The organism is Onishia niordana, assembly GCF_004798965.1.
GTDB classification, from domain to species: domain Bacteria; phylum Pseudomonadota; class Gammaproteobacteria; order Pseudomonadales; family Halomonadaceae; genus Onishia; species Onishia niordana.
The window spans coordinates 261,958-285,592 of the sequence record NZ_SDSD01000004.1 but is presented as its reverse complement, the minus strand read 5'-3'; the positions used below and the strand labels follow the sequence as shown (position 1 = coordinate 285,592).

Below are 23,635 nucleotides of genomic sequence, written 5' to 3'. Positions count from 1 at the left end.
ACCAGCTCTCCTCGGTCGGTTACAGGGTGCGTTCGACCTTGACCTGATCGAAGACCTCGATCTTGTCACCAGGCTGGACGTCATTGTAGTTCTTGACGCCGATACCGCACTCGATACCGTTGCGCACTTCGTTGACGTCATCCTTGTAGCGGCGCAGCGATTCGAGCTCGCCCTCGTAGATGACGACGTTTTCGCGCAGCACACGGATCTTCTTGTTGCGGTGAACGGAGCCCTCGACGACCATGCAGCCGGCCACAGCGCCAATCTTCGGCGCACGGAAGACATCACGAACCTCGGCCACACCGACGATCTCTTCTTTCCAGTCCGGTGCCAGCATGCCACTCATGGCCTGCTTGACCTCATCGATCAGCTGGTAGATCACGCTGTAGTAGCGCAGATCCAGGCCTTCACGCTCGATGATTTCGCGGGCAGCGGCGTCGGCGCGGACGTTGAAGCCGACCACGATGGCCTCACTGGCCAGTGCCAGGTTGGCATCGGTACCGGTGATGCCGCCGACACCCGAGGACACCACGGCGACCTCAACCTCGGCGGTGGACAGCTCTTCGAGGGCGCTCTTGATCGCTTCCAGCGAGCCTTGGACGTCGGCCTTGAGGACAATATTGACCTTGGCGACCTCTTCCTTGCCCATCTGGCTGAACATGTTCTCGAGCTTGGCTTTCTGCTGACGCGCCAGGCGCACCTCGCGGTACTTGCCTTGACGGAAGTTGGCGATCTCGCGGGCCTTCTTCTCGTCTTCGAGCACCATGAAGTCGTCACCGGCATCCGGCGTACCGTCGAGACCCTGGATCTCCACCGGCATGGACGGACCGACTTCGTCGACCTGCTTGCCAAGCTCATTGGTCAGGGCACGCACACGGCCGTAGTGCAGGCCGGCGAGGACGATGTCGCCCTTGCGCAGCGTGCCATTCTGGACCAGCACGGTCGCGACCGGGCCACGCCCCTTGTCGAGACGCGACTCGACCACAACGCCCTTGCCGGGTGCTTCCGGCACGGCCTTGAGCTCGAGCACTTCGGACACCAGCTGGATGGATTCCAGCAAGTCTTCGATGCCGTCGCCGGACTTGGCTGAGACGTGGACGAACTGGGTATCGCCGCCCCACTCCTCGGAGATGACGCCATGCTGGGACAGCTCGTTCTTGACCCGGTCCGGGTCAGCGCCCTGCTTATCGATCTTGTTGACCGCCACGACCATCGGCACGCCAGCAGCCTTCGAGTGCTCGATCGCCTCGATGGTCTGCGGCATCACGCCGTCGTCGGCCGCGACCACCAGGATAACCACGTCGGTGGCCTTGGCACCGCGAGCACGCATGGCGGTAAACGCCGCGTGGCCCGGGGTATCGAGGAAGGTCACGCCGCCGTGATCGTCTTCGACGTGGTAGGCGCCGATGTGCTGGGTGATGCCGCCGGCTTCGCCGGTTGCCACCTTGGCACGACGCACATAGTCGAGCAGCGAGGTCTTGCCGTGGTCGACGTGACCCATGACGGTGACGACCGGCGAGCGAGTGATCTCTTCGCCTTCATAGGAGATGTTCTCGAGCACTTCGGTCTCGAGCGCATCATCCTTGACCAGCTTGGGCTTGTGGCCCATTTCCTCGACCACGATCACCGCTGTTTCCTGATCGATGGTCTGGTTGATGGTCACGGCAGCGCCCATGTTGAACATGGCCTTGATGACTTCGTTGGCCTTGATCGACATCTTGTCGGCAAGTTCAGCGACGCTGATCGATTCGGGAATCGACACTTCGCGGACGATCGGCTGCGTCGGCTTCTGGAAACCGTGCTTGCCACCGCCTTCGCGGCCACCACGACGGCTGCCACGGCGCTCGGCACGCTTGTTGGCCTTCTTGCCACCGCGACGACGCTCTTCGCGATCATCGTCATCACGCTCGTTGCGACCCTTCTTGGCCTTGGTACCGGCCTTCTTGGGTGCCCGGCGCGTATCGCCACGCGGTTCCTTGGGCGGCGCATTGACCTCGGTCGTGGCAGGCTCGCTCGTCTCGAGTTCCGGAACCGGAATCTCAGGCTCACCAGGGGCAGCCTTGGCAGTTTCCTGTGCCTTGGCGGCTTCCTCAGCCTTGGCGGCTTCGGCTGCTTTAGCGGCTTCGGCTGCTTTAGCGGCTTCTTCTGCCTTGGCGGCTTCGGCATTAGCCTTGGCTTCTTCCGCTTCGCGAGCCGCCAGTTCGGCCTGGGAATCAGCCATGTCGCCCACCAGCTGACGCGGACCCGCGTCTTCTGTCTTGGGCTTCTCGGCCGGTTCTTCCTCGCGCTTGACGTAGGTACGCTTCTTGCGCACCGAGACCTCGATGGACTTGCCACGATCACCAGAACGGATCCGGCTCTTGGTCTTGCGCGTCAGGGTAACGCGATTCTTCGCCGCGGCGTCGCTATCGCCGCCGTGGCTCTTGGTCAGATAGTCGAGCAGGCACTTCTTGTCCGCTTCGGACACCGCATCGGTCTCCGCCTTGTGCGGCAGGCCGGCATCTTTCATCTGTTCTAGCAGGCGGGGCACATCGCGCCCCACTTTTACGGCAAAATCTTTTACGGTCATGTCTGACATTAACGACCCTCCTGAGCCCGTGACCTGTTTACTGTTCGCTCTCGAACCAAGGCGCACGGGCAGTCATGATCAGTGCCGCAGCGCGCTCCTCGTCCATGCCCTCGATGTCATTCAGATCATCGACGGACTGCTCGGCAAGGTCCTCCATGGTGACAATGCCCCGGCTGGCCAGAATAAAGGCCAGGTGACGCTCCATCCCTTCCATCTCGAGCAGGTCCTCGGCGGGCTGAGCGCCGTCGAGCTCCTCTTCGGAAGCGATTGCCAGGTTCAATAGCTCATCTTTAGCGCGTGCACGCAGCTCTTCGACGAGAGCCTCGTCGAATTCCTCGATCTCGAGCATTTCCTCAAGAGGCACGTAGGCGACTTCCTCAAGGGAAGTGAAGCCTTCTTCGACCATGATACGTGCCAACTCTTCGTCGATTTCCAGATGGTTGATGAAGAACTCCACCTGGCTATCGATTTCCTGCTCGCGCTTACCTTCAGCCTCACCCTCGGTCATCACGTTGAGTTTCCAGCCGGTCAGCTCTGAGGCGAGCCGAACGTTCTGGCCACTGCGACCGATGGCCTGGGCAAGGTTATCTTCGCCGACGGCGACATCCATGGCATGGCTGTCTTCATCGACGAGAATCGAGGCGACATCCGCCGGCGCCATGGCGTTGATCACCAACTGGGCGGGGTTGTCGTCCCAAAGAATAATATCCACTCGCTCGTTCTGCAGCTCGGTGGAGACGGCCTGCACGCGCGACCCACGCATGCCGACGCAGGCGCCGACCGGGTCAATGCGACGATCATTGGTCTTGACCGCAATCTTGGCCCGCGAGCCCGGATCCCGTGCCGCCCCCTTGATCTCGATAAGCTGCTCGGCAATTTCCGGCACCTCGATCTTGAACAGCTCGATGATCAGTTCCGGGCAGGTACGCGACAGAATCAGCTGTGCACCGCGCGCCTCGGCATCGACCTTGACCAAAAGCGCCCGCACGCGCTCGTTCATGCGGTAGCGTTCGCCCGGGATCATCTCGTTGCGCGGCAGGAACGCCTCGGCGTTTTCCCCCAGATCGATGATCAAGCCTTCACGTGTCGTCTTCTTGACGATGCCGGCCACCAATTCGCCTTCACGATCGGTGTACTGGCGCACTACCTCAGCGCGCTCGGCCTCACGGACCTTCTGTACGATCACCTGCTTTGCCGTCTGCGCCGCGATACGACCGAACACCGCATTCTCGATGCGCTCTTCGACCACATCACCTTCGGTCAGCGGCGGATCGCGACGCTCGGCGTAGGACTGCTTGATCTCCGCGTCCGGGTTCTCGAACTCGTCGTCATTGATCACTACCCAGCGACGGAAGGTCTCATAATCACCGGTGGTACGGTTGATCGCCACACGCACGCTGACTTCCTGGCCATCGAACCGCTTGCGCGATGCGCTTGCCAGAGCCGCTTCGACGGCTTCGAAAATGACGTCACGGGGCACGCCCTTCTCATTCGAGATCGCGTCAACGACCATCAAAATCTCTTTGCTCATGCCTTTGCCTCGCCAGAAAACCTGTCCTTATGCATCGACCTCAATCCTCGAACTGGGGCACGACACGCGCCTGATCGATGCTGTCGATGGGAAAGCAGTACTCCTCGCCTTCAACCTGCAACAGCACTTCGTCTTCCTCGATCCCTGCCAGCAGTCCCTGGAACTTGCGCCGACCATCGAAGGGCGTGCGCAGTTTGATCGCCACGACATGCCCCTTGAAGCGCTCGAAATGATCGAGGGTGAACAACGGCCGATCCAACCCCGGCGACGATACCTCGAGTCGGTATTCGCCAGCGATCGGGTCTTCGACGTCCATGACCGCACTGATCTGACGACTGATATCGGCACAATCGTCGACCGTCACGCCATTGGGACCATCGATATAAATTACCAGACGGGAGTGTTTGCCTTGGGAAAGGTTGTTGATTCCCCAAAGCTCGAAGCCCATGGCGGAGGCCACCGGTTCGATTAACGCGTATAGCGCAGCGTCCTTGATTGCCACAGACGAAGACTCCTACAGCCGTTGCGTCAGGCACCTGGCCGGGAGTTAAAGAGAAAGCGAGGTGGCTGATTGGCGTGTCGCCAGCAGAAAGCTGCCAACAGGGGAACGGCTAACAGATGAGCTACTAACAAAAAGCCCCTTCACTGGAAGGGGCCTTTCACAAGAATCCTTATAGACCATTTGGCGTCTCTAGACGGCCTAAATGGTAGCGGGGACCGGATTTGAACCGATGACCTTCGGGTTATGAGCCCGACGAGCTACCAGACTGCTCCACCCCGCATCACAGGTCGGCGATATTACTTGCCACTTCAGCTCACGTCAAGAAGTCTTATCTTGCCGTGTAAGTGGCCATCGCCTGCATGCCAATCTTGCTACTGAAGGCCTCGGCATAAGAGGCGTTTCAGATGGTGCCGAAGGCGGGACTTGAACCCGCACGACCGTAAGGCCACTACCCCCTCAAGATAGCGTGTCTACCAATTCCACCACTTCGGCATCAGGGGAGCACTAAACGGGGACGGCTTAGCTGCCGTTCTCCTCTAGCACTGGCGCAGTATTATCCATATTAGATGAGGAATCGTCAAGGGTCGGCACGTTATTTTGCTGCTCTACGACCTTGGCGTCAGGGATGCCGGCCTCAGGGGCCTGGCCCGCCTCGGAGGCGAAATAAGCAAGCGTCAGCGAGGTCGCGAAGAATCCCACGGCCAGCAGCCCCGTAAACTTGGACAGGAAGCTGCCGCTGCCGCGAGACCCGAACACGGTCTGTGAAGCACCGCCACCGAAAGAGGCGCCGGCATCGGCGCCCTTGCCCTGCTGCAGCAGGACGAGAACGACCAAGGCGATGGCAATCGCCACGTGGATCATGAGAAATGCAACTTGCATGGATTCAACCTGCTGACTGGCAAATGGCTAGAAAATCGTCGGCCTGGAGGGAGGCTCCTCCTACCAGGCCGCCGTCGATGTCCGGCTGCGCGAGCAGCTCGGCGGCGTTGGCAGCTTTCATGCTGCCGCCGTACAACAGACGCAGGCTGTCGGCCAGCGTCGCATCATAGGTCACAATATGCGCACGAAGCGCCGCATGCACCTGCTGAGCCTGCTCGGGCGTCGCGGTTCGCCCGGTACCGATCGCCCAGACCGGCTCATAGGCAACGACCAGTCGTGAACGGTCGTCCGGCGCGAGTGCGTCAAAGACCGCCGCCAGCTGCCCAAGCACGACATCTTCGGTGCGACCGGCGTCTCGCTCAGCCAGCGTCTCACCGACACACAGCACCGGCGTCAGCCCGGCTGAGAGAGCCGCCCGAACTCTCGAGAGCACCTCAGCATCGTCCTCTCCAAACAGCTCGCGCCGCTCGGAGTGACCCACCAGTACGTAGTGCGCACCGCAGTCGCGGAGCATGCTGCCGCTGACCTCGCCGGTGAAGGCCCCACTCTGCTGGTGATAAAGCGTCTGGCCACCCAGCGCAACAGGCAGGCCGGCAAAGGCCTGATGAGCGGCCTGCAAATAGGGCGCAGGCAGCATCAGCGCCACATCGACCTTCGCCGGAAGGCCGCGCTCAGCAACCGCCTGAGCAAAGGCATCGACCAGGGCCAGCGAGCCATTCATCTTCCAGTTGCCGGCAATCAGCGGCGTACGCATAGACGATCCTCTTTCAAGGTGGTGCGAAATGGTATAGGAGCGCTCATAGCATGACAACCGGCAGACCACAAGGCATGCCGGCCATCCGCCTGTGGCGGCATCATCCGACCAGCGACTCGACCTCGTGCGCCAGCCGCCGTGCCAGGCCTTCCACGTCCAGGTGAGGCCGCCCCTCGACCATCACCCGAATCAGCGGCTCGGTACCTGAGGGGCGCAACAGGACACGCCCCTCATCGCCGAGCTCGGCCTCGACGCTGGCAACGGCCTGCTTGAGCGATTCGCTGGCCATTAGCGCACTGCGGTCAGCGTCGGCGGGAAGGCGCACGTTGACCAGCGCCTGAGGGGCCTTCTCGAAACCGCCCAGTAGCTTGGCAAGCGTCTGCCCCTCGCGCACCATGATGGCCAGCACCTGCAGCGCAGAGACGATACCGTCGCCCGTGGTCTGAATATGCCCGCAGACGATATGGCCTGAGGACTCACCGCCCAACTGCCAGCCGTTAGCCACCAGACGCTCGATCACATAGCGATCGCCGACCTTGGCACGCTCGAAGGGAATCTCGAGCGCCTCGAGAGCCGCGGCGAGGCCAAAGTTCGACATCAGGGTGCCGACGACCCCGCCACCCAGCTCACCGCGGGCATGGCGGTCGCGGGCAATCAGGTAAAGGATGTCATCGCCGTCGAGCTCGCGGCCGTCGGCATCGACCAGCAGCACACGGTCGCCGTCACCATCGAAGGCGATGCCCAGATCGGCGCCCTGAGAAATCACGGCTGCCCGTAGGCTTGCCGGGTGGGTCGAGCCGACCTCGTGATTGATGTTGAGGCCGTCGGGATTGCCCCCCACCACACTGACCTCGGCCCCGAGCTCACGAAAGACGCTGGGCGCGATGTGATAGGTCGCGCCATGGGCGCAGTCGAGGACGATCTTCAAGCCATGAAGACTGACCCTGTCAGGCACCGTCGACTTGCAGAATTCGATATAGCGGCCCGGGGCGTCATCGATCCGTACTGCCTTGCCGAGCCGGTGCGGCGCTACCGTGGTCAGCGGCGCCTCAAGCATCTCTTCGATACGCTCCTCGATCTCATCGGGAAGCTTGGCACCTTCGGCGGAGAAGAACTTGATGCCGTTGTCCTCAAAATGATTGTGCGAGGCTGAAATGACGATGCCAGCATGCGCCCGAAAGGTGCGGGTCAGATAGGCGATGGCCGGCGTTGGCATCGGCCCCAGCAGCGAAACATCGACGCCGGCTGCCGAAAGCCCTGACTCAAGCGCCGATTCAAACATGTAGCCGGATATCCGGGTGTCCTTGCCGATCAACACCTTGGTGCGACCTTCCCGACCCAGCACGCGCCCCATGGCCCATCCCAGCTTGAGCATGAAATCAGGGGTGATCGGGTAATCACCGACGGTCCCGCGAATGCCGTCGGTGCCAAAATAACGTCTGCTCATGAGGTAAAGCCCTCCTCCATTACGGCCCAGGTCATGTTCACGGCATCCACACTAGGCCCCACATCGTGAACGCGCAGAATCCGTGCGCCTCGTTCCACGGCCAAGGCCGCCAATGCCAGGCTGCCCGGCAATCGTTCTTCCACCGGACGCTCAAGCACTTTACCAATCATGCTCTTGCGCGACATGCCGGCGAGAATCGGCAGCCCCAGTTTCTTAAGCTCCGCCATGCGATTGAACAACCGCAGGTTGTGCTCGACGCTCTTGCCAAAACCAAATCCCGGGTCGAGGATCAGTCTTTCGCGACGCAGCCCCGCCGCCTCGCAGGCACGAATACGCTCCTCGAGAAAGGCCGCCACGGCCTCTTCCACCGGCTGCTCGTAACCCGGCGAGTGCTGCATATCGTCAGGCTCACCTATCATGTGCATCACGCACACCGGCAGGCCACTGCGCGCCGCGGCACTCAAGGCGCCCTCGCGGCGCAGGCCTCGCACGTCATTGAGCATCCCCGCGCCCAACGCCGTTGTCTCGCGCATCACCTCGGGAGCGCTGGTATCGACCGACACCAGCGCATCGAGCTCACGCACCAGCCGCTCGACGACCGGCGAGACCCGGTCCAGCTCCTGCTGAAGCGGTACCTCGACGGCGCCCGGGCGGGTCGACTCGCCTCCCACGTCGATGATCGCCGCGCCCTCGGCCAGCATGCGCTCGGCATGACGCAGCGCATCATCGATGGACACGTGCTGCCCACCGTCGGAGAAAGAATCCGGGGTTACATTGAGGATCCCCATTACGCGGGGATAGGAAATATCCAGACGATGCCGGCCGCATTGCAGCGCGCTGGCGCCTTGTCCGTCACTCATGGCTTGATTGGTCCTGCTGACTGGCGATTGGCCCCGCGCGGGGGATGCTGGTGGGCATGATACCCAATAAACGCAAGAGGCGCCCACTAGGGGCGCCTCGTTTACTTGCTGGGAAACCCTGCCTCAATGGCCTGCCGGGCCACCCAGGGGATCGGAGGGACGACGATTTGGCTCATCATCGTCCTCATCCGAGTCAGACGAGGTGTCCTGCTCTTCGCTCTTGTCGGACGCCTCATCCGCGCTGGGCGCACCGCCGACCGGAGACCCGCTGCCGCCTTCATCATCCCAATCCTTGGGCGGCCGCGGCGGACGCCCGTTCATGATGTCGGCGAGCTGATCGGCATCGATGGTCTCGAACTGCATCAGCGCCTCGGCCATGGCATCGAGCTTGTCGCGGTTGTCTTCGAGGATCTGCTTGGCCTCCGCGTAGCAACCATCGATGATCCGGCGCACCTCATGATCAAGCTTGGTGGTGGTATCGCCGGACTTGAACTTGCCGCCGCCCTGGCCGCCACCGCCGAGGAACTGATGTGACTCATCCTCGTCGTACATGATCGGCCCCATCTCTTCGGACAGGCCCCACTTGGCTACCATATTGTGGGCAAGCTCGGTGGCGCGCTTGATATCGTTGGACGCCCCGGTGGTGACGCCGTTCGGGCCAAGCGTCATCTCCTCGGCCAGCCGGCCGCCGAACAGCGAGCAGATCTGACTGATGATCTGCTGACGGGACAGGCTATAGCGATCTTCCTCGGGGAGGAACATGGTCACGCCGAGCGCTCGTCCACGGGGAATGATGGTGACCTTGTAGACCGGGTCATGTTCCGGCATCACCAGACCGATGATGGCGTGACCGGACTCGTGGTAAGCCGTATTGAGCTTTTCCTTGTCGGTCATGACCATCGACTTGCGCTCGGAGCCCATCATGATCTTGTCTTTAGCGAGATCGAGCTCTTCCATGCCCACCAGACGCCGATTGCGACGCGCCGCGAACAGGGCCGCCTCGTTGACCAGGTTGGCAAGATCGGCACCGGAGAAGCCCGGGGTACCGCGTGCGATCAGCGATGGTTTGACATCATCGGCCAGCGGCACCTTGCGCAGGTGCACACCCAGGATGTGTTCGCGACCGCGGATATCCGGCAGCCCGACCGTGACCTGACGGTCGAAGCGGCCCGGACGCAGCAGCGCCGGGTCGAGGACGTCGGGACGGTTGGTGGCGGCGATGACGATGACGCCTTCATTGGCCTCGAAGCCGTCCATTTCGACCAGCAGCTGGTTCAGCGTCTGCTCGCGCTCGTCGTTACCGCCGCCCATGCCGGCGCCACGCGAGCGGCCCACGGCATCGATTTCATCGATGAAGATGATGCAGGGCGCCTGCTTCTTGGCCTGCTCGAACATGTCACGCACACGGGACGCGCCGACACCCACGAACATCTCGACGAAGTCGGAACCGGAAATCGAGAAGAAGGGAACCTTGGCCTCGCCGGCGATGGATTTGGCAAGCAGAGTCTTACCGGTACCCGGCGGCCCCACCATCAGCACACCGCGGGGAATAGTGCCACCGAGACGCTGGAACTTGGAGGGATCACGCAGGAAATCCACCAGCTCTTCGACCTCTTCCTTGGCCTCATCGCAGCCGGCGACATCGGCAAAGGTGGTCTTGATCTGGTCATTGGAAAGCAGCTTGGCCTTGGACTTGCCAAAGCTCATTGGCCCGCCCTTGCCGCCGGCACCCCCCTGCATCTGACGCATGAAGAAGATGAAAATGGCCAGGATGATCAGGATCGGGAAACTGGCGATCAGTAGCCGCGTCCACAGGCTCTGCTCTTCGGGCTTCTTGCCCACCACCGTCACGTCGTTGGCCAGCAGATCATCCATCAACTTGGGATCTTCTGCCGACGGCCGAATGGTCTGGAAATCCGATCCGTCGGTGCGCTCACCCGAGATGGTATAGCCATCGATGGTGACCGTGCGGACCTGCTGGTTCTGCACCTGCTGGACGAACTGGGAGTAGTTCATCGTCTGCGGTGAGTTCTCGACACTGAAGTTGTTGAACACCGTCAGCAGCACTGCCGCGATGACCAACCACAGGATCAGATTCTTCGCCATATCATTCAAGGGAATACCCTCATTGCTGAAATCAAACTGCAAGCGTGGTTATGCATTCGACACTACAGGAGCTCAGAGTGTTCAACCACCCGGTGCCACTGTGGCTAAGCATCGCACACTCGTCAGTACGTGTCCGTACATGAGAGCCATAGCCAGTCACTATGGCAGAGCGACGACCATCGTTCCCGCCACTCATCGACATACTCTCTAGGAGACCTGCGCGAAGAGGTCTATCGCGAAGGCTCTTAGTTACGAAAAACCTGGTGCCAACGACCTGTCACAAGAGGCCTGCTGCAAAGGGTCAGCCGCGGAAACCATCTGCCAGCAGGTAGACCTCGCGCGAACGTGCGCGAGACGCTTCTGGCTTGCGCGTCATGACCTTGTTGAAGCTACTGCGCAGATCCTTGAGGTAGGCATCAAAGCCTTCACCCTGAAACACCTTGGCCACGAAGCGGCCGCCGGGCGAAAGCGTCTGGCGAGCCAGATCCAGAGCCAATTCGACCAGATACATTGCCTGTGGCTGATCGATGGCCGCCATACCACTCATATTGGGGGCCATGTCCGACATCACAAGGTCCACACGCCGTTCACCGAGCGTTTCCAGAATCGCCTCGAGCACCGCCTCCTCGGTGAAGTCCCCCTGATGAAAGGTCACATCGGCCAAGGCATCCATCTCGAGAATATCGGAGGCGATCACCAGGCCACGTTCGCCCACCTTCTCGGCCGCCACCTGGCTCCAGCCACCCGGCGCCGCACCCAGATCAATCACCGTCATGCCCGGCTTGAACAGCTTGTCCTTGGCATCCAGTTCGAGCAGCTTGTAGCTGGCGCGACTGCGATACCCGTCTTGCCAGGAACGCTGCACGTACTGGTCGTCGAAGTGTTCCTTTAGCCAGTTACCACTGGTCTTGCTGGCCTGGCCACCGCGTGACCCGGCACTCTTGGAGCTGGTGGAGCGTGCCACGTCATCACCTGAAATGCTTGGGGAATCGAATAAACAGAAGGGGCCGGTCGCATGGCTTTCGCGCAGAGAATAATCCACGTACCATGGCGTGTTCAGTATAACCTGCCAGCACAACCGGAACGTTCAAGATATCATGAGCTTGTCACAGGCACAAAAGAAAGCAATGCGCAGCATCGGCCACCACCTCAACCCGGTCGTTACCGTCTCCGAGAACGGTATCTCCGAGGGCGTGCTGGCGGAACTCGACCGCGCCCTGGGCGACCATGAGCTGATCAAGGTCAAACTGGCTATCCCTGAGCGCGATGATCGTGCCGCCGTCATTGAGGCACTGGTCAAGAACTCGCGCGCCGAGAATGTGCAGAGCATCGGCAAGATGGTGCTGCTCTACCGCGCCAACCCCAAGGCCAACCCGAAGCTCTCCAATATCAAGCGCTTCGAGGAACACCACGGCCGCCGCTAGATCAGCATACCGCGAGCGCTCGACGCCTCATGAAAAAGCCCGCGACACTGTCGCGGGCTTTTTTGTGGCTATCGCATCAGGACTCGATACCGCGCTGAGCCCTGGTGCCTGGCGGTACAAAGAGACATCTCTGCACCACCGCTGTGGCATCTCGCGATCAGAGGTGCTCGACGCTGCCGATCTCGTATTCGACATCGCCACCCGGCGTCTTGACCACGACCACGTCGCCTTCTTCCTTGCCGATCAGGGCGCGGGCGATGGGGGACGTCACCGAAATTCGGCCCGACTTGATATCGGCCTCGTCCTCGCCAACGATCCGGTAGCGCACTTCCTCGTCGTTATCCAGGTTGATCAGGTCGACGGTCACGCCAAAGATCACCTTGCCGGTCTTGGGCAGTTTAGTGACGTCGATCACCTGGGAGACCGAGAGCTTGCCCTCGATCTCCTGAATGCGTCCTTCGATAAAGCCTTGCTGCTCACGAGCGGCATGGTATTCGGCGTTCTCCTTGAGATCGCCGTGTTCACGGGCCTCGGCAATGGCGGCGATCACCTCTGGGCGCTCCACGCTCTTGAGCTGTTCGAGCTCTTTACGCAGGCTTGTCTCGCCGTCCACGGTCATCGGGACCTTGTTCATTGTGTCGCTCCTGCATGCAGTTCCTGAAGCCGCCGAACCGTGATCTGGTTGCCATACTCGAGCGCCAGACAAACGGCCTGCGCCCCCGCCAGTGTGGTGGCGTAGGGGACCTTGCGGGCGAGAGCGGTGCGGCGGATAACCGAGGAGTCGGTAATGGCTTGGCGCCCCTCGGTGGTGTTGACGATGTAGGCCACCTCGTCGTTCTTGAGCATATCGACGATATGCGGCCTGCCTTCATTGACCTTGTTGACGGACTCGACGGCGATGCCGGCGGCCTTGAGGGCGCGCGCGGTGCCGCGGGTAGCGCAAAGGGTAAAGCCTAATTCTATCAAAGAACGGGCCACCTCGATAACGCCTTCCTTGTCGGGCTCACGCACCGACAGGAACGCCTTGCGCTCACCGGTCAGCCGCGGAATCGCCTCGCCGGCACCCAGCTGCGCCTTGTAGAAGGCCTCGGCAAAGGTCTCGCCCGACCCCATCACCTCACCGGTGGACTTCATCTCCGGCGCCAGAATCGGGTCAACGCCCGGGAACTTGTTGAACGGGAAGACGGCTTCCTTGACGCTGTAGAAGTGCGGCACGATCTCGCGGGTGAAATCCTGGGAGGCGAGGGTCTGGCCGGCCATGCAGCGCGCCGCCACCTGTGCAAGCGAGGTGCCGATGCACTTGGAGACGAAGGGCACGGTGCGCGAGGCCCGCGGGTTGACCTCGATGACGTAGATCTCGCCGTCCTGCCAGGCCAGCTGCACGTTCATCAGACCGACCACGTTGAGCTCGACCGCCATGCGTTTGATCTGGTCGCGCATCTCATCCTGGACGTCGGCCGGCAGCGAATACGGCGGCAGCGCACAGGCAGAGTCACCGGAGTGCACGCCAGCCTGTTCGATGTGCTGCATGATGCCGCCGATCACCACCTGCTCGCCGTCGCTGACCGCGTCGACGTCGACCTCGACGGCCGCCTTGAGGAAGTGATCCAGCAATACCGGCGAGTCGTTGGAAACCTTGACCGCATGGGTCATGTAACGCTCGAGCTCGGTGGCCGAGTAGACGATTTCCATGGCCCGGCCACCCAGCACATAGGAGGGGCGCACCACCAGCGGGTAGCCGATGGCCTCGGCCTTGGCGAAGGCATCCTCGAAGCTTCTGGCGGTGGCATTGGGCGGCTGCTTGAGGCCCAGCTTGTCGATCATCTGCTGGAAGCGCTCACGGTCCTCGGCGCGATCGATGGCATCGGGCGTGGTGCCGATGATCGGCACACCGGCCGCTTCCAGAGCACGCGCCAGCTTGAGCGGCGTCTGGCCACCGAACTGCACGATCACCCCTTCGGGGCGCTCCTTGTCGGCGATTTCCAGCACATCCTCGAGGGTCACCGGCTCGAAGTAGAGGCGATCGGAGATGTCATAATCGGTGGACACGGTCTCGGGGTTACAGTTGACCATGATGGTCTCGTAACCGTCCTCGCGCATGGCGAGCGCCGCATGCACACAGCAGTAGTCGAACTCGATGCCCTGGCCAATGCGGTTGGGCCCGCCACCCAGTACCATGATCTTCTTCTTGTCGCTGACCTCGGCCTCGCACTCCTCCTCGTAGCTGGAGTACATGTAGGCGGTGTCGGAGGCAAACTCGGCGGCGCAGGTGTCGACGCGCTTGTAGACCGGGCGCACGTCGTGGCCCTGACGCACCTTGCGGAACTCGCCCTCGGACACGCCGAGCAGGCTCGCCAGGCGGGCGTCGCTGAAGCCCTTGCGCTTGAGCCTGAAGATCTCGCGACCGTCCAGATCGGACAGCGAGCGACGTTCAAGATCCTGCTCAAGGCGAATCAGCTCCTCGAGCTGCACCAGGTACCAGCGGTCGATGTTGGTGAGCGCGAAGATCTCCTCGACACTCAAGCCAGCACGCATGCCATCGGCAATGTAGAAGATCCGCTCGGCACCGGCGGCCTGCAGCTCACCCTTCAAGTGCGCCATGGTCTCCGGCGAATAGTCGTCGACGACCGGGTCGAGACCGTCCTTGCCGGTTTCCATGCCACGCAGCGCCTTCTGCAACGACTCCTGGAAGGTCCGGCCGATCGCCATCACCTCGCCCACCGACTTCATCTGAGTGGTCAGACGATCGTTGGCCTGGGGAAACTTCTCGAAGGTGAAGCGCGGGATCTTGGTGACGACGTAGTCGATGGACGGCTCGAAGGAGGCCGGGGTACGCCCGCCGGTGATGTCGTTCTGCAGCTCGTCCAGGGTGTAGCCGACGGCAAGCTTGGCTGCGATCTTGGCGATCGGGAAGCCGGTGGCCTTGGAGGCCAGCGCCGAGGAGCGCGACACCCGCGGATTCATCTCGATGACCACCATGCGCCCGGTATTCGGGTCCATGCCGAACTGCACGTTGGAGCCACCGGTCTCGACGCCGATCTCGCGCAGCACCGCAAGCGATGCGTCGCGCATGATCTGGTATTCCTTGTCGGTCAGCGTCTGAGCCGGGGCCACGGTGATCGAGTCGCCGGTGTGCACGCCCATCGGGTCGAAGTTCTCGATCGCGCAGACGATGATGCAGTTGTCGTGCTTGTCGCGCACGACCTCCATCTCGTATTCCTTCCAACCCAGCAGCGACTCGTCGATCAAGAGCTCATGGTTGTTGGAGAGCTCGAAACCGCGGTGGCAGATCTCTTTGAACTCTTCCTTGTTGTAGGCCACACCACCGCCGGAGCCACCCATGGTGTAGGAGGGGCGGATGATCACCGGGAACCCCAGCTCGCCCTGAATCTCCCAGGCTTCGTCCATGGAGTGCGCCACCTTGGCCTTGGGGCACTCCAGGCCGATGCGCTTCATCGCCTGGTCGAAGAGGTCACGATCCTCGGCCATGTTGATGGCGTCGGCGTTGGCGCCGATCATCTCCACGCCGTGCTTGGCGAGCACGCCGTGCTTCTCGAGTTCAAGGGCGCAGTTCAGAGCCGTCTGGCCGCCCATGGTCGGCAGCACGGCATCCGGCTGCTCGGCTTCGATGATCTTCTCTACCGCTTCCCAGGTGATCGGCTCGATGTAGGTGGCATCGGCCATGACCGGGTCGGTCATGATGGTCGCCGGATTGGAGTTGACCAGAATGACTCGGTAGCCCTCCTCGCGCAGGGCCTTACAGGCCTGGGCGCCGGAGTAGTCGAATTCGCAGGCCTGGCCGATAACGATCGGGCCAGCGCCAATGATCAGGATGCTCTGGATATCGGTACGCTTGGGCATGACGTTTCCCGCAGAAAAAAAGGTGACAGACGACGGCGCGATCGAACAGGGACGCCTAGCGGCGCGCCTGCATCAGGGCAACGAACTTGTCGAATAGCGGCGCGACATCGCGCGGGCCGGGGCTCGCCTCGGGGTGACCCTGGAAACTGAAGGCCGGCCGGTCGGTGCGCTCGATGCCCTGCAACGAGCCATCGAACAGCGAGCGATGGGTCGCCCGCAGGGTATCCGGCAGGCTTGCCTCATCGGCGGCGAAGCCGTGGTTCTGGCTGGTGATCATCACCTGGCCGGAGTCCAGATCCTGCACCGGATGGTTAGCGCCGTGGTGGCCAAACTTCATCTTGGCGGTCTTGGCCCCACTGGCCAGCGCCAGCAACTGATGCCCCAGGCAGATACCGAACACCGGCAGCTCGGTGTCGAGGATCTCGCGGATAGCGGTAATCGCGTAGTCGCAGGGCTCGGGGTCACCCGGGCCATTGGCCAGGAAGACACCGTCCGGGTTCAGCGCCAGCACCTCGGTGGCAGGAGTCTGGGCCGGCACCACAGTCAGGCGGCAACCGCGAGACGCCAGCATCCGCAGGATGTTGTGCTTGACGCCGAAATCGTAGGCGACCACATGGAAGGGACGCTCGCTTGCCGTGGTATCGGCATAGCCTTCACCCAGCGCCCACTCGCCTTCGCTCCACTCATAGGCGCTCTGGCAGGACACCACCTTGGCCAGATCCATGCCCTTGAGCCCGGGAAAGGCCTTGGCCGCAGCCAGGGCCCGCTCGACGGCCTCATCGCCCTCGGCCTCGGTCCCGGCGAGAATCGCGCCATTCTGGGCCCCCTTGTCGCGCAGGATGCGGGTCAGCCGCCGGGTATCGATATCGGCGATGCCAAGCACATTCTGGCTCTTCAGGTAGTCATCGAGACGCTGCTCGCTACGAAAGCTGCTGGCCAGCAGCGGCAGATCGCGGATCACCAGGCCGGCAGCGGCGATGGCGCCGGATTCGACGTCCTCTGCATTGACGCCGGTATTGCCGATATGGGGATAAGTGAGGGTGACGATCTGTCGAGTGTAGGAGGGGTCGGTGAGAATTTCTTGATAGCCGGTCATGGCGGTATTGAACACCACTTCACCGCTGGTTTGCCCATCGGCGCCGATCGCGGTGCCATGGAACACGCTGCCATCTTCCAAGGCCAATATCGCGGGTTTGTTCAACGCAACTTCCTCCCAAGCTCAGGAGGCCGCCAGGGGCAACGGCCTCATCGTCCGACAACTGGTGTTTTTGGCAACGGGCGCTTCCTGCGGCTCGTAAAAAAGCGGGACGAAACCCGGAGAACCGGTTTCATCCCGCTTGCTGTCATTCACTCGTAATGCTTGCTGGCGCGATTCGCTACAAGCGAGGTGCGATTCGTTACAAGCGAGGTAACATCGCCCGGCCAAAAAATTTGATCTATGTTACCGGAATTGGCGCTCGCCAGCTAGCCCTTTAGTCCAATGGACCCGATGTGCCGGCCGGGCTGCATCACTTCAGCTCGAGCACGTCCTGCATGTCATAGCGCCCTGCCGCCCGACCGTTGACCCAGCGCGCGGCCCGCACCGCGCCCTTGGCAAAGGTCATGCGACTACTCGCCTTATGGGTAATCTCGATGCGCTCGCCCTCGGTGGCAAACATCACCGTATGCTCGCCGACGATGTCACCGGCGCGCACGGTGGCAAAGCCAATCTCCTTGTCGGTGCGCGGCCCGCACTGACCGACCCGCTCGAAGACACCGTACTCCTTGAGGGGACGCTCCAGCGCGTCGGCCATCACCTCCCCCATCTTCAGCGCCGTGCCGGAGGGGGCATCGACCTTGTGGCGATGGTGAGACTCGATCACCTCGATATCATACCCCTCGTCGCCGAGCGCCTTGGCGGCGGTCTCCAGGAGCTTGAGGGTCAGGTTGACGCCGACACTCATGTTGGGCGCAAAGACCATCGGCACCCGGTCGCGGTAGCCGTCGAGCTCGGCCAGTTCGTCATCGGAAAGCCCGGTGGTGCCGATCACGATCGCCGCGCCGTGCCGAGCGCATAACGCCAGGTTATTAAGCGTCACCCGGGGCGTCGTGAAGTCGATCAGCACATCGACATCCTCGAGCACGGCGGCCAGGTCATCGCTTGCAGCGACACCGAGCTTGCCAAGGCCAGCAAGCTCGCCAAGGTCTGCACCGGCAAGCGAGCTACCCGACTCGACGATTCCCGCGGCCAAGGTGGCCTCCGGGTCCTGAGTGACGGCATTGACCAGGGTGCGGCCCATGCGGCCGGCAGCACCGACGATGGCGATACGGGGAGCGTGAGAGGACATGCGATCTCCAGATGGTTGGCAAAGTCTGTGTGACAGGTGGCGAGAAAAGTCGCGGGAGTATAGCAACTGGCGATACGGCGCGTCTGTTGTGGGTGCGGCGGCCTACGCCTGGGATCAGCGGGCTCTCTTCGCCTGCCGGCGGCGAGCGTCATCGCGCCACAACAAAACCATGGCCAAAAGCACCAGCACACTGCCAGGCAGCCACCCCCAGCCGATACGGCCAGGCACCTGCACGAAGAGCAGCAGCATCGACACGAAGGGCACCAGATAGCCATAGGCCGTCACCGCTCCAGGCGTCAGCACCGCCGTCGCCCGCTGCTGCAACCAAAAGGTCAGCGCACTGGAGAAGAGCCCCAGGTAAAGCACTACCAGGCCGTCCCGAAGACGCATCTGGGCGAGCGCCGCGGCGGGCTCTAGGACAAGCCCCAGAACACCGATCAATAGCCCGCCCAGCAACAGGCTCCAGAAGGTACGTACCGCCGCCGATGCCGACAGCAACCCTCGGGACAACCCCCATTTGGACAGCACCGGGTAGAGCGCACTTGCCAGGCACCCAAGAAGAAATACCGCCTCGCCGGCCCCGAAACCAAGGTCAGTGCTTCCTGCGGCGTTAGCGTTAGCGCGGCCACTGGCCTCGACGATCGCCAGCATAATGGCACCCAAGGCGCCCATCGAAAGGATCAGTGGCAACCGCCAGCTGCGGCGCTCGAGCCCGGCGGCGAGGCCCAGCAGGAAGGCCAGCAGCGGCACGCTGACGAACAGCGTGGCCATGGCGAGCGCCGTTGTATGGCTCGCCGCCCAGAACATGGACGCGAAGAAGCCGGCGAGGCACAGCCCCATCGCGGCATACAAAAGCCACGCCACTCCTTCGGGCCAGCGGTCGGGGGCGCGGCGCGCCAGCGTCCAGAGCGCAAGGGACGCAACCGAAAAGCGCAGCGCGGTCAGCAGCATCGGGGGCAAGGCATTATCGACAAGCCCTACGGCCGGGAAGGAAAGCCCTACCAGCAGCGCCCACAGCAGCAGGCCAAGATGAGCCTTGAGTATTACCACGCGGTGCGAGTCAATTCTCCCAGACGATTGTCAGCGCCTCATCGCCGGCCATGCGCTCCAGGTGGCTCGCCACCACACCCTCGAGGCTGTCGAGGGCGTCTACGTCCAAGGCCTCGATGGCCACCACTAGGCACTCTTGTTCCGCTTTCATCAGGCAGGTGCCCGTTTCGAACTGAACGCGGCCATTCCCCTCACCATGCTCGACCTCGAACTTGTGCGCCCAGTGCTTGCAAAGGCGATTGATCAACTTGCTGCCGGACTCTGTGGGGATCTCGGCACGTGAGATGGGCATAACGGGCTCCGTATGTGTCGGTCATGAATTCATAGCCTATGACGGCGCGCCCTGGTAGCGCCACCCCTGGCAGAGGGACTGCCTTGACATCTGGACGCGACAGACGGTATTGCGCCATACTGCGCGGCATCCGCAAATAAGAATCATACGTAAAAGACAACTAAATCCGTTAGTATCCCTGCTATCGGATTGTGACATGACCCTTCAACGAGAAAGACATCCACACATGCATACCTCTCTGCTCAAGGCCGTCGGTGGCTCGGCCATTGCACTCAGCTGCATGGCCGCACAGGCCGACACCATCACCGTGACGGACATTGCCGACCGCGAGGTCACCATTGAGGCGCCCGTTGAGCGCATGATCTTGGGTGAAGGCCGTCAGATCTATCTGCTGGGAGCGCTGGAATCCGACGCCCCCTTCGAACACGTCGTCGGCTGGCGCAAGGACTTCTCCCAGGCTGACCCAGACAACTACGCGAGCTACGCGGCCAAGTTCCCCGAAATGGAAGACATCCCGACCTTCGGTGGCTTCAAGGACGGCACCTTCGACGTTGAGCAGGCCGCAGCGCTCACGCCTGACGTGGTGCTGATGAACCTCGAGGCCAAGGCGGCAACCGAAGATGCCGCCTACGACGAAAAGCTGGACCAGCTCGGCATTCCCATCGTCTACGTGGACTTCCGCGAGGACCCGCTCCAGAACACCATCCCTTCCATGCGCCTGATGGGCCGCCTGCTGGGCGAGGAAGAAAAGGCCCAGGCCTTCATCGACTTCGCCGAAGCGCAAATGGCCCGCGTTACCGATACCATCGAGGCTGCCGACCCTGAGCGCCCCAAGGTTTTCATTGACCGTGCCGGTGGCTATTCCGAGGACTGCTGCATGAGCTTCGGGCCGGCCAATTTCGGTGAGTATGTCGAACTCGCAGGGGGCGAAAACATCGCCGCCGACATCATTCCCAACACCTTCGGCAACCTCAATCCCGAGCAGATCATCGCCGCCAACCCCGACCACGTCGTGGTCACCGGCGGCAACTGGGATGCCTACGTGCCAGGCGGCGACTGGGTAGGCGTGGGGCCGGGCGCCGATATGGAAACGGCCCGGGAAAAACTTGAGGGACTGACCGAGCGCACCGCCATGACCGGCATCAACGCCGTCGAGACTGGCAACTTCCACGCCATCTGGCACCAGTTCTACAACAGCCCCTATTACTTCGTTGCCGTGCAGCGCCTCGCCAAATGGCTGCACCCGGAGCTGTTCCAGGATCTGGACCCCGAGGAGACGCTTGAGACCCTCCACGAGCGTTTCCTGCCGGTCGATTACCAACCCGGATACTGGACCTCCTTGAATGAGCAGTGATACCACCGTCAGCACCGCCACCGCACGAGAGGGCGAGTTCTATCGCTCTCTGGTGACCAGGCGACAGCTGATTCTCGCCGCCCTCACCCTGGCGCTGGGCCTGAGCCTGTGTGTCGATCTAGCGCTCGGGCCTGCACGCTATGGGCTGGGGGAAGTGATCACCGCCCTGCTGACGCCGGATAACGTCAGCCCCTCGGTCAAAGTGATCCTGTGGGAAATTCGTATGCCGGTCGCGCTGATGGCGCTGGTCGTCGGTGCCAGCCTGTCGATCGCCGGCGCCCAGATGCAGACCATCCTCAGCAACCCGCTGGCCAGCCCCTTCACGCTGGGCATTTCGGCCGGAGCAAGCTTTGGCGCCGCGCTGGCGCTCGCCTTCGGCGTGTCGCTGGTGCCCGCTGCGGTCGACTACATCATCCCGATCAATGCCTTCGTCATGGCCATGCTGACCGCCGGCGCCATTCACCTGCTGAGCATGCGACGCGGGGTGACGATCGAGACCATCGTGCTGCTCGGCATCGCCATGGTGTTCATCTTCAACTCGCTGATGGCGCTGATTCAGTTCTTCGCCAGCCAGCAGGCGGTATCCGCGGTGGTGTTCTGGACCATGGGCAGCCTGACCAAGGCCACCTGGCCCAAGCTGTGGATCGCCCTCGGCGTGCTGGCCTTCATTCTGCCCCTGCTGGCGCGTCGTGGCTGGGCACTGACCGCCATGCGCCTGGGCGACGCCAAGGCCGAGAGCCTAGGCATCAACCCCCGCGCACTGCGCCTGGAAGTGCTGGTGCTGGTCTCGCTGCTGGCCGCCATCTCGGTCGCCTTCGTCGGCACCATCGGTTTCATCGGCCTGGTCGGGCCGCATATCGCCCGCCTGCTACTAGGGGAAGATCAGCGTTTCTTCCTGCCTGGCTCAGCGCTCTGCGGCGCCCTGATCCTCTCCGTGGGTTCAGTGCTGTCGAAGATCATCCTGCCCGGCACCATCATTCCCATCGGCATCATCACCTCGCTGGTGGGCATTCCGTTCTTCCTGTTCCTCGTGCTCAGCCACAAGAAGGCTTCATGGTAACGCTCACGCTAGATCGCCTTTCGGCCCACTACGGCCGGCGCCAGATCCTCTCAGAGATCACCACGCCAACCTTCGCCGGCGGCCAGATCGTGTCCCTGCTCGGACCCAATGCGGCCGGCAAGTCGACCCTATTCCGGCGCATCCTCGGGCTGCTCAAGGGCGGTGGCGAAGTCCGTATCGAGGGCACCACCCGCGAGCGCCCGGTGGCCTACATGCCCCAGGAGACCGGGTCCAGCGCAGTACTGACGGTGTACGAATCGGTGCTGTTGGCGCGCATGCAGGGCCGCAGCCTGAAGGTGCAGCCCGACGATCTGCATGAAGTCGACCGCTCCCTTAACGACCTGGGCATTGCGTCACTGGGCGAGCGTGATATCAGTGATCTCAGTGGAGGACAGCGACAGCTAGTGAGCGCGGCTCAAGCGCTGGTTCAGGCCCCGGAGATCCTGCTCCTCGATGAGCCGACCTCGGCGCTGGACCTGCATCGCCAGATCAGCCTGCTCGGCATCCTGCGGCGACTGGCCCGCGAGCGGGAGATGCTGATCATCGCCTCGCTGCATGACATCGGCCATGCGCTGCGCTTCACCGACCAGGCCATGGTGCTCGAAAGCGGTCAGCTGGTGGCCTGCGGCACCACCGAGCAGGTGGTGACCCCGACACTGCTGCGCCACGTCTTTCAGGTTGACGCCCGCATCGAGCCTTGCTCTATGGGGCGTCCACAGCTCATCGTCGAAGCAGCCGTTTAAACCGTCCCTCGAACCCCGCAAGCACAGCACCGCCCAACACCAGCGGCAGGGCCAGCAAGAAGCCGCTGGTGAGTGGCAGCCCGAATATCCACAGATCCGCCAGCACCGGCCAGATCAGTGCCACATACTCGAATGGCGCCAGACGCGAGACCTCGGCGTAGCGCAGCGCCAGGGTCATGCAGATGTGCGCCGCGCCGCCAAACAGCCCCGACAACACCAGCAAGCCAAGCGTCTCCCCCGAGACGGCCACCCACCCCAGCGGCAGCGTTGCGAGCCCCGCCAGCGTCGTGACCACCACGAAGTAGAAAGCGATGGAGGCCGCCGTCTCGGTACGCGAAATCCGCCGCACGGTCATCAACGCCCCCGCCGTCAGCAAGGCCGCCAGGATGCCCAGCAGATACCCCAGCACACGAGCACCCTCCTGAGGGCCTTGCAGGTCCGGCACCACCAGCACTGACACCCCGCTAAGCACCAGCGCCAGAGCCACCGCCCGGTGCAGGGAGAACCGCTCGCCGAGCAGCAGTACCCCGCCGACCGCCATGGCGACCGGCGACAGCTGCGCCAGCAGCGTCGCCTCGGCCACCGGTAGCCGTGCCACGGCCGCGAAGGAGGCAAACATCGCCGCCGCCCCCAGCCCCGAGCGCAGCAGATGCCCGAGCGGGCGCTGCGTGGCCAGGGCCGCGGGGAACTGCCGACGCCATGTCATGAAGACAACGATCGGCAGCAATGCAAACAGCGAGCGGAAGAACACGGTCTGCCCCAGCGGAACATCAATGCTCACCGCCTTGACGCACACCATCATTCCGGTGAAAAGAAGGCCCGATAGCAGCCTGAGCAGGATGCCGGCCAATGGCCGATCCGCGACATCGTCCATGA

Annotated in this window: 20 protein-coding genes and 2 tRNA genes; 4 read left to right on the top strand and 18 right to left on the bottom strand. The window is 62.5% G+C overall.

All coding sequences use genetic code 11. From position 1 onward, the window contains the following. Nucleotides 1–19 precede the first annotated feature (19 nt). The 11 genes from infB to rlmE form a co-directional block, all read right to left on the bottom strand. Nucleotides 20–2,578 carry a translation initiation factor IF-2 gene (gene infB / locus ETC27_RS10255; protein ID WP_136254888.1) on the bottom strand — a complete coding sequence of 853 codons (2,559 nt, stop codon included), beginning with the start codon at nt 2,576–2,578 and terminating at the stop codon, nt 20–22. Between the two features lie 28 nt (nt 2,579–2,606). Further along, complete coding sequence (gene nusA / locus ETC27_RS10250; RefSeq protein ID WP_136254887.1) at nt 2,607–4,100, bottom strand: transcription termination factor NusA; 1,494 nt, start codon at nt 4,098–4,100, stop codon at nt 2,607–2,609. A gap of 40 nt (nt 4,101–4,140) precedes the next feature. Continuing rightward, entirely contained in the window at nt 4,141–4,602 is a 462-nt protein-coding gene (rimP, locus tag ETC27_RS10245; protein WP_136254886.1) for a ribosome maturation factor RimP, read from the bottom strand. Between the two features lie 203 nt (nt 4,603–4,805). Further along, nucleotides 4,806–4,882 (bottom strand) — tRNA-Met (locus tag ETC27_RS10240). Between the two features lie 125 nt (nt 4,883–5,007). Next, a tRNA-Leu gene (locus ETC27_RS10235) sits at nt 5,008–5,094 on the bottom strand. Nucleotides 5,095–5,121: 27 nt separating this feature from the next. Continuing rightward, the gene (gene secG / locus ETC27_RS10230; protein WP_136254885.1) at nt 5,122–5,481 is read right to left on the bottom strand and encodes a preprotein translocase subunit SecG; all 360 of its coding nucleotides are present in this window, start codon (nt 5,479–5,481) and stop codon (nt 5,122–5,124) included. A 4-nt stretch (nt 5,482–5,485) separates the two neighbouring features. Then, nucleotides 5,486–6,235: a triose-phosphate isomerase gene (gene tpiA / locus ETC27_RS10225; RefSeq protein WP_136254884.1), complete on the bottom strand. Its 750-nt coding sequence runs from the start codon at nt 6,233–6,235 to the stop codon at nt 5,486–5,488. A gap of 100 nt (nt 6,236–6,335) precedes the next feature. After that, nucleotides 6,336–7,682 carry a phosphoglucosamine mutase gene (gene glmM, locus ETC27_RS10220; RefSeq protein ID WP_136254883.1) on the bottom strand — a complete coding sequence of 449 codons (1,347 nt, stop codon included), beginning with the start codon at nt 7,680–7,682 and terminating at the stop codon, nt 6,336–6,338. Then, nucleotides 7,679–8,542, bottom strand: a complete 864-nt coding sequence (gene folP, locus ETC27_RS10215; RefSeq protein ID WP_168709048.1) for a dihydropteroate synthase — start codon at nt 8,540–8,542, stop codon at nt 7,679–7,681. The genes glmM and folP overlap by 4 nt, the downstream gene beginning before the upstream one ends. Before the next feature lie 123 nt (nt 8,543–8,665). Then, nucleotides 8,666–10,657 (bottom strand): ATP-dependent zinc metalloprotease FtsH, encoded by a 1,992-nt coding sequence (gene ftsH, locus ETC27_RS10210; RefSeq protein ID WP_136254882.1) that lies wholly within the window; start codon nt 10,655–10,657, stop codon nt 8,666–8,668. 292 nt (nt 10,658–10,949) lie between these two features. Continuing rightward, nucleotides 10,950–11,612 (bottom strand): 23S rRNA (uridine(2552)-2'-O)-methyltransferase RlmE, encoded by a 663-nt coding sequence (gene rlmE, locus ETC27_RS10205; RefSeq protein WP_136254881.1) that lies wholly within the window; start codon nt 11,610–11,612, stop codon nt 10,950–10,952. 133 nt (nt 11,613–11,745) lie between these two features. Between rlmE and yhbY the strand changes: the two genes are divergently transcribed. Then, entirely contained in the window at nt 11,746–12,072 is a 327-nt protein-coding gene (gene yhbY / locus ETC27_RS10200; RefSeq protein ID WP_136254880.1) for a ribosome assembly RNA-binding protein YhbY, read from the top strand. Nucleotides 12,073–12,229: 157 nt separating this feature from the next. On the opposite strand, the gene greA is transcribed toward yhbY, so the two are convergent. The 6 genes from greA to ETC27_RS10170 form a co-directional block, all read right to left on the bottom strand. Next, entirely contained in the window at nt 12,230–12,706 is a 477-nt protein-coding gene (greA, locus tag ETC27_RS10195) for a transcription elongation factor GreA (RefSeq protein WP_136254879.1), read from the bottom strand. Next, the gene (gene carB / locus ETC27_RS10190; protein WP_136254878.1) at nt 12,703–15,933 is read right to left on the bottom strand and encodes a carbamoyl-phosphate synthase large subunit; all 3,231 of its coding nucleotides are present in this window, start codon (nt 15,931–15,933) and stop codon (nt 12,703–12,705) included. Before carB ends, greA begins: the two co-directional genes overlap by 4 nt. A 55-nt stretch (nt 15,934–15,988) precedes the next feature. Next, on the bottom strand, nt 15,989–17,134 hold the full coding sequence (gene carA / locus ETC27_RS10185) for a glutamine-hydrolyzing carbamoyl-phosphate synthase small subunit (RefSeq protein WP_136254877.1): 1,146 nt from the start codon (nt 17,132–17,134) through the stop codon (nt 15,989–15,991). Nucleotides 17,135–17,441: 307 nt separating this feature from the next. Then, a complete protein-coding gene (gene dapB, locus ETC27_RS10180; RefSeq protein ID WP_136254876.1) occupies nt 17,442–18,260 on the bottom strand; it encodes a 4-hydroxy-tetrahydrodipicolinate reductase in 819 nt (272 codons plus the stop codon). 114 nt (nt 18,261–18,374) lie between these two features. Beyond that, nucleotides 18,375–19,310 carry an EamA family transporter gene (locus ETC27_RS10175; RefSeq protein WP_240724874.1) on the bottom strand — a complete coding sequence of 312 codons (936 nt, stop codon included), beginning with the start codon at nt 19,308–19,310 and terminating at the stop codon, nt 18,375–18,377. 10 nt (nt 19,311–19,320) lie between these two features. Beyond that, a complete protein-coding gene (locus ETC27_RS10170; protein ID WP_136254875.1) occupies nt 19,321–19,602 on the bottom strand; it encodes a DUF2218 domain-containing protein in 282 nt (93 codons plus the stop codon). A 226-nt stretch (nt 19,603–19,828) separates the two neighbouring features. Here ETC27_RS10170 and ETC27_RS10165 point away from each other — a divergent pair, with 226 nt between their 5' ends. Genes ETC27_RS10165 through ETC27_RS10155 form a run of 3 tightly spaced genes read left to right on the top strand, consistent with a single transcriptional unit; the run spans nt 19,829 to nt 22,759 of the window. Continuing rightward, nucleotides 19,829–20,956, top strand: coding sequence for an ABC transporter substrate-binding protein (locus ETC27_RS10165; protein WP_136254874.1), 1,128 nt, complete (start codon nt 19,829–19,831; stop codon nt 20,954–20,956). Next, complete coding sequence (locus ETC27_RS10160) at nt 20,946–22,016, top strand: FecCD family ABC transporter permease (protein ID WP_136254873.1); 1,071 nt, start codon at nt 20,946–20,948, stop codon at nt 22,014–22,016. The genes ETC27_RS10165 and ETC27_RS10160 overlap by 11 nt, the downstream gene beginning before the upstream one ends. Then, nucleotides 22,010–22,759, top strand: a complete 750-nt coding sequence (locus ETC27_RS10155; RefSeq protein WP_136254872.1) for an ABC transporter ATP-binding protein — start codon at nt 22,010–22,012, stop codon at nt 22,757–22,759. The genes ETC27_RS10160 and ETC27_RS10155 overlap by 7 nt, the downstream gene beginning before the upstream one ends. On the opposite strand, the gene ETC27_RS10150 is transcribed toward ETC27_RS10155, so the two are convergent. Next, nucleotides 22,737–23,633, bottom strand: a complete 897-nt coding sequence (locus ETC27_RS10150) for a DMT family transporter (RefSeq protein WP_136254871.1) — start codon at nt 23,631–23,633, stop codon at nt 22,737–22,739. The genes ETC27_RS10155 and ETC27_RS10150 overlap by 23 nt on opposite strands. Between the last annotated feature and the right edge of the window lie 2 nt (nt 23,634–23,635).

Excerpts from the sequence above, each read along its gene's own strand:
- infB (WP_136254888.1), bottom strand. The coding sequence starts at position 2,578 with ATGTCAGACATGACCGTAAAAGATTTTGCCGTAAAAGTGGGGCGCGAT.
- nusA (WP_136254887.1), bottom strand. The coding sequence starts at position 4,100 with ATGAGCAAAGAGATTTTGATGGTCGTTGACGCGATCTCGAATGAGAAG.
- secG (WP_136254885.1), bottom strand. The coding sequence starts at position 5,481 with ATGCAAGTTGCATTTCTCATGATCCACGTGGCGATTGCCATCGCCTTG.
- tpiA (WP_136254884.1), bottom strand. The coding sequence starts at position 6,235 with ATGCGTACGCCGCTGATTGCCGGCAACTGGAAGATGAATGGCTCGCTG.
- glmM (WP_136254883.1), bottom strand. The coding sequence starts at position 7,682 with ATGAGCAGACGTTATTTTGGCACCGACGGCATTCGCGGGACCGTCGGT.
- folP (WP_168709048.1), bottom strand. The coding sequence starts at position 8,542 with ATGAGTGACGGACAAGGCGCCAGCGCGCTGCAATGCGGCCGGCATCGT.
- yhbY (WP_136254880.1), top strand. The coding sequence starts at position 11,746 with ATGAGCTTGTCACAGGCACAAAAGAAAGCAATGCGCAGCATCGGCCAC.
- greA (WP_136254879.1), bottom strand. The coding sequence starts at position 12,706 with ATGAACAAGGTCCCGATGACCGTGGACGGCGAGACAAGCCTGCGTAAA.
- carB (WP_136254878.1), bottom strand. The coding sequence starts at position 15,933 with ATGCCCAAGCGTACCGATATCCAGAGCATCCTGATCATTGGCGCTGGC.
- dapB (WP_136254876.1), bottom strand. The coding sequence starts at position 18,260 with ATGTCCTCTCACGCTCCCCGTATCGCCATCGTCGGTGCTGCCGGCCGC.
- ETC27_RS10170 (WP_136254875.1), bottom strand. The coding sequence starts at position 19,602 with ATGCCCATCTCACGTGCCGAGATCCCCACAGAGTCCGGCAGCAAGTTG.
- ETC27_RS10165 (WP_136254874.1), top strand. The coding sequence starts at position 19,829 with ATGCATACCTCTCTGCTCAAGGCCGTCGGTGGCTCGGCCATTGCACTC.
- ETC27_RS10160 (WP_136254873.1), top strand. The coding sequence starts at position 20,946 with ATGAGCAGTGATACCACCGTCAGCACCGCCACCGCACGAGAGGGCGAG.
- ETC27_RS10155 (WP_136254872.1), top strand. The coding sequence starts at position 22,010 with ATGGTAACGCTCACGCTAGATCGCCTTTCGGCCCACTACGGCCGGCGC.
- ETC27_RS10150 (WP_136254871.1), bottom strand. The coding sequence starts at position 23,633 with ATGGACGATGTCGCGGATCGGCCATTGGCCGGCATCCTGCTCAGGCTG.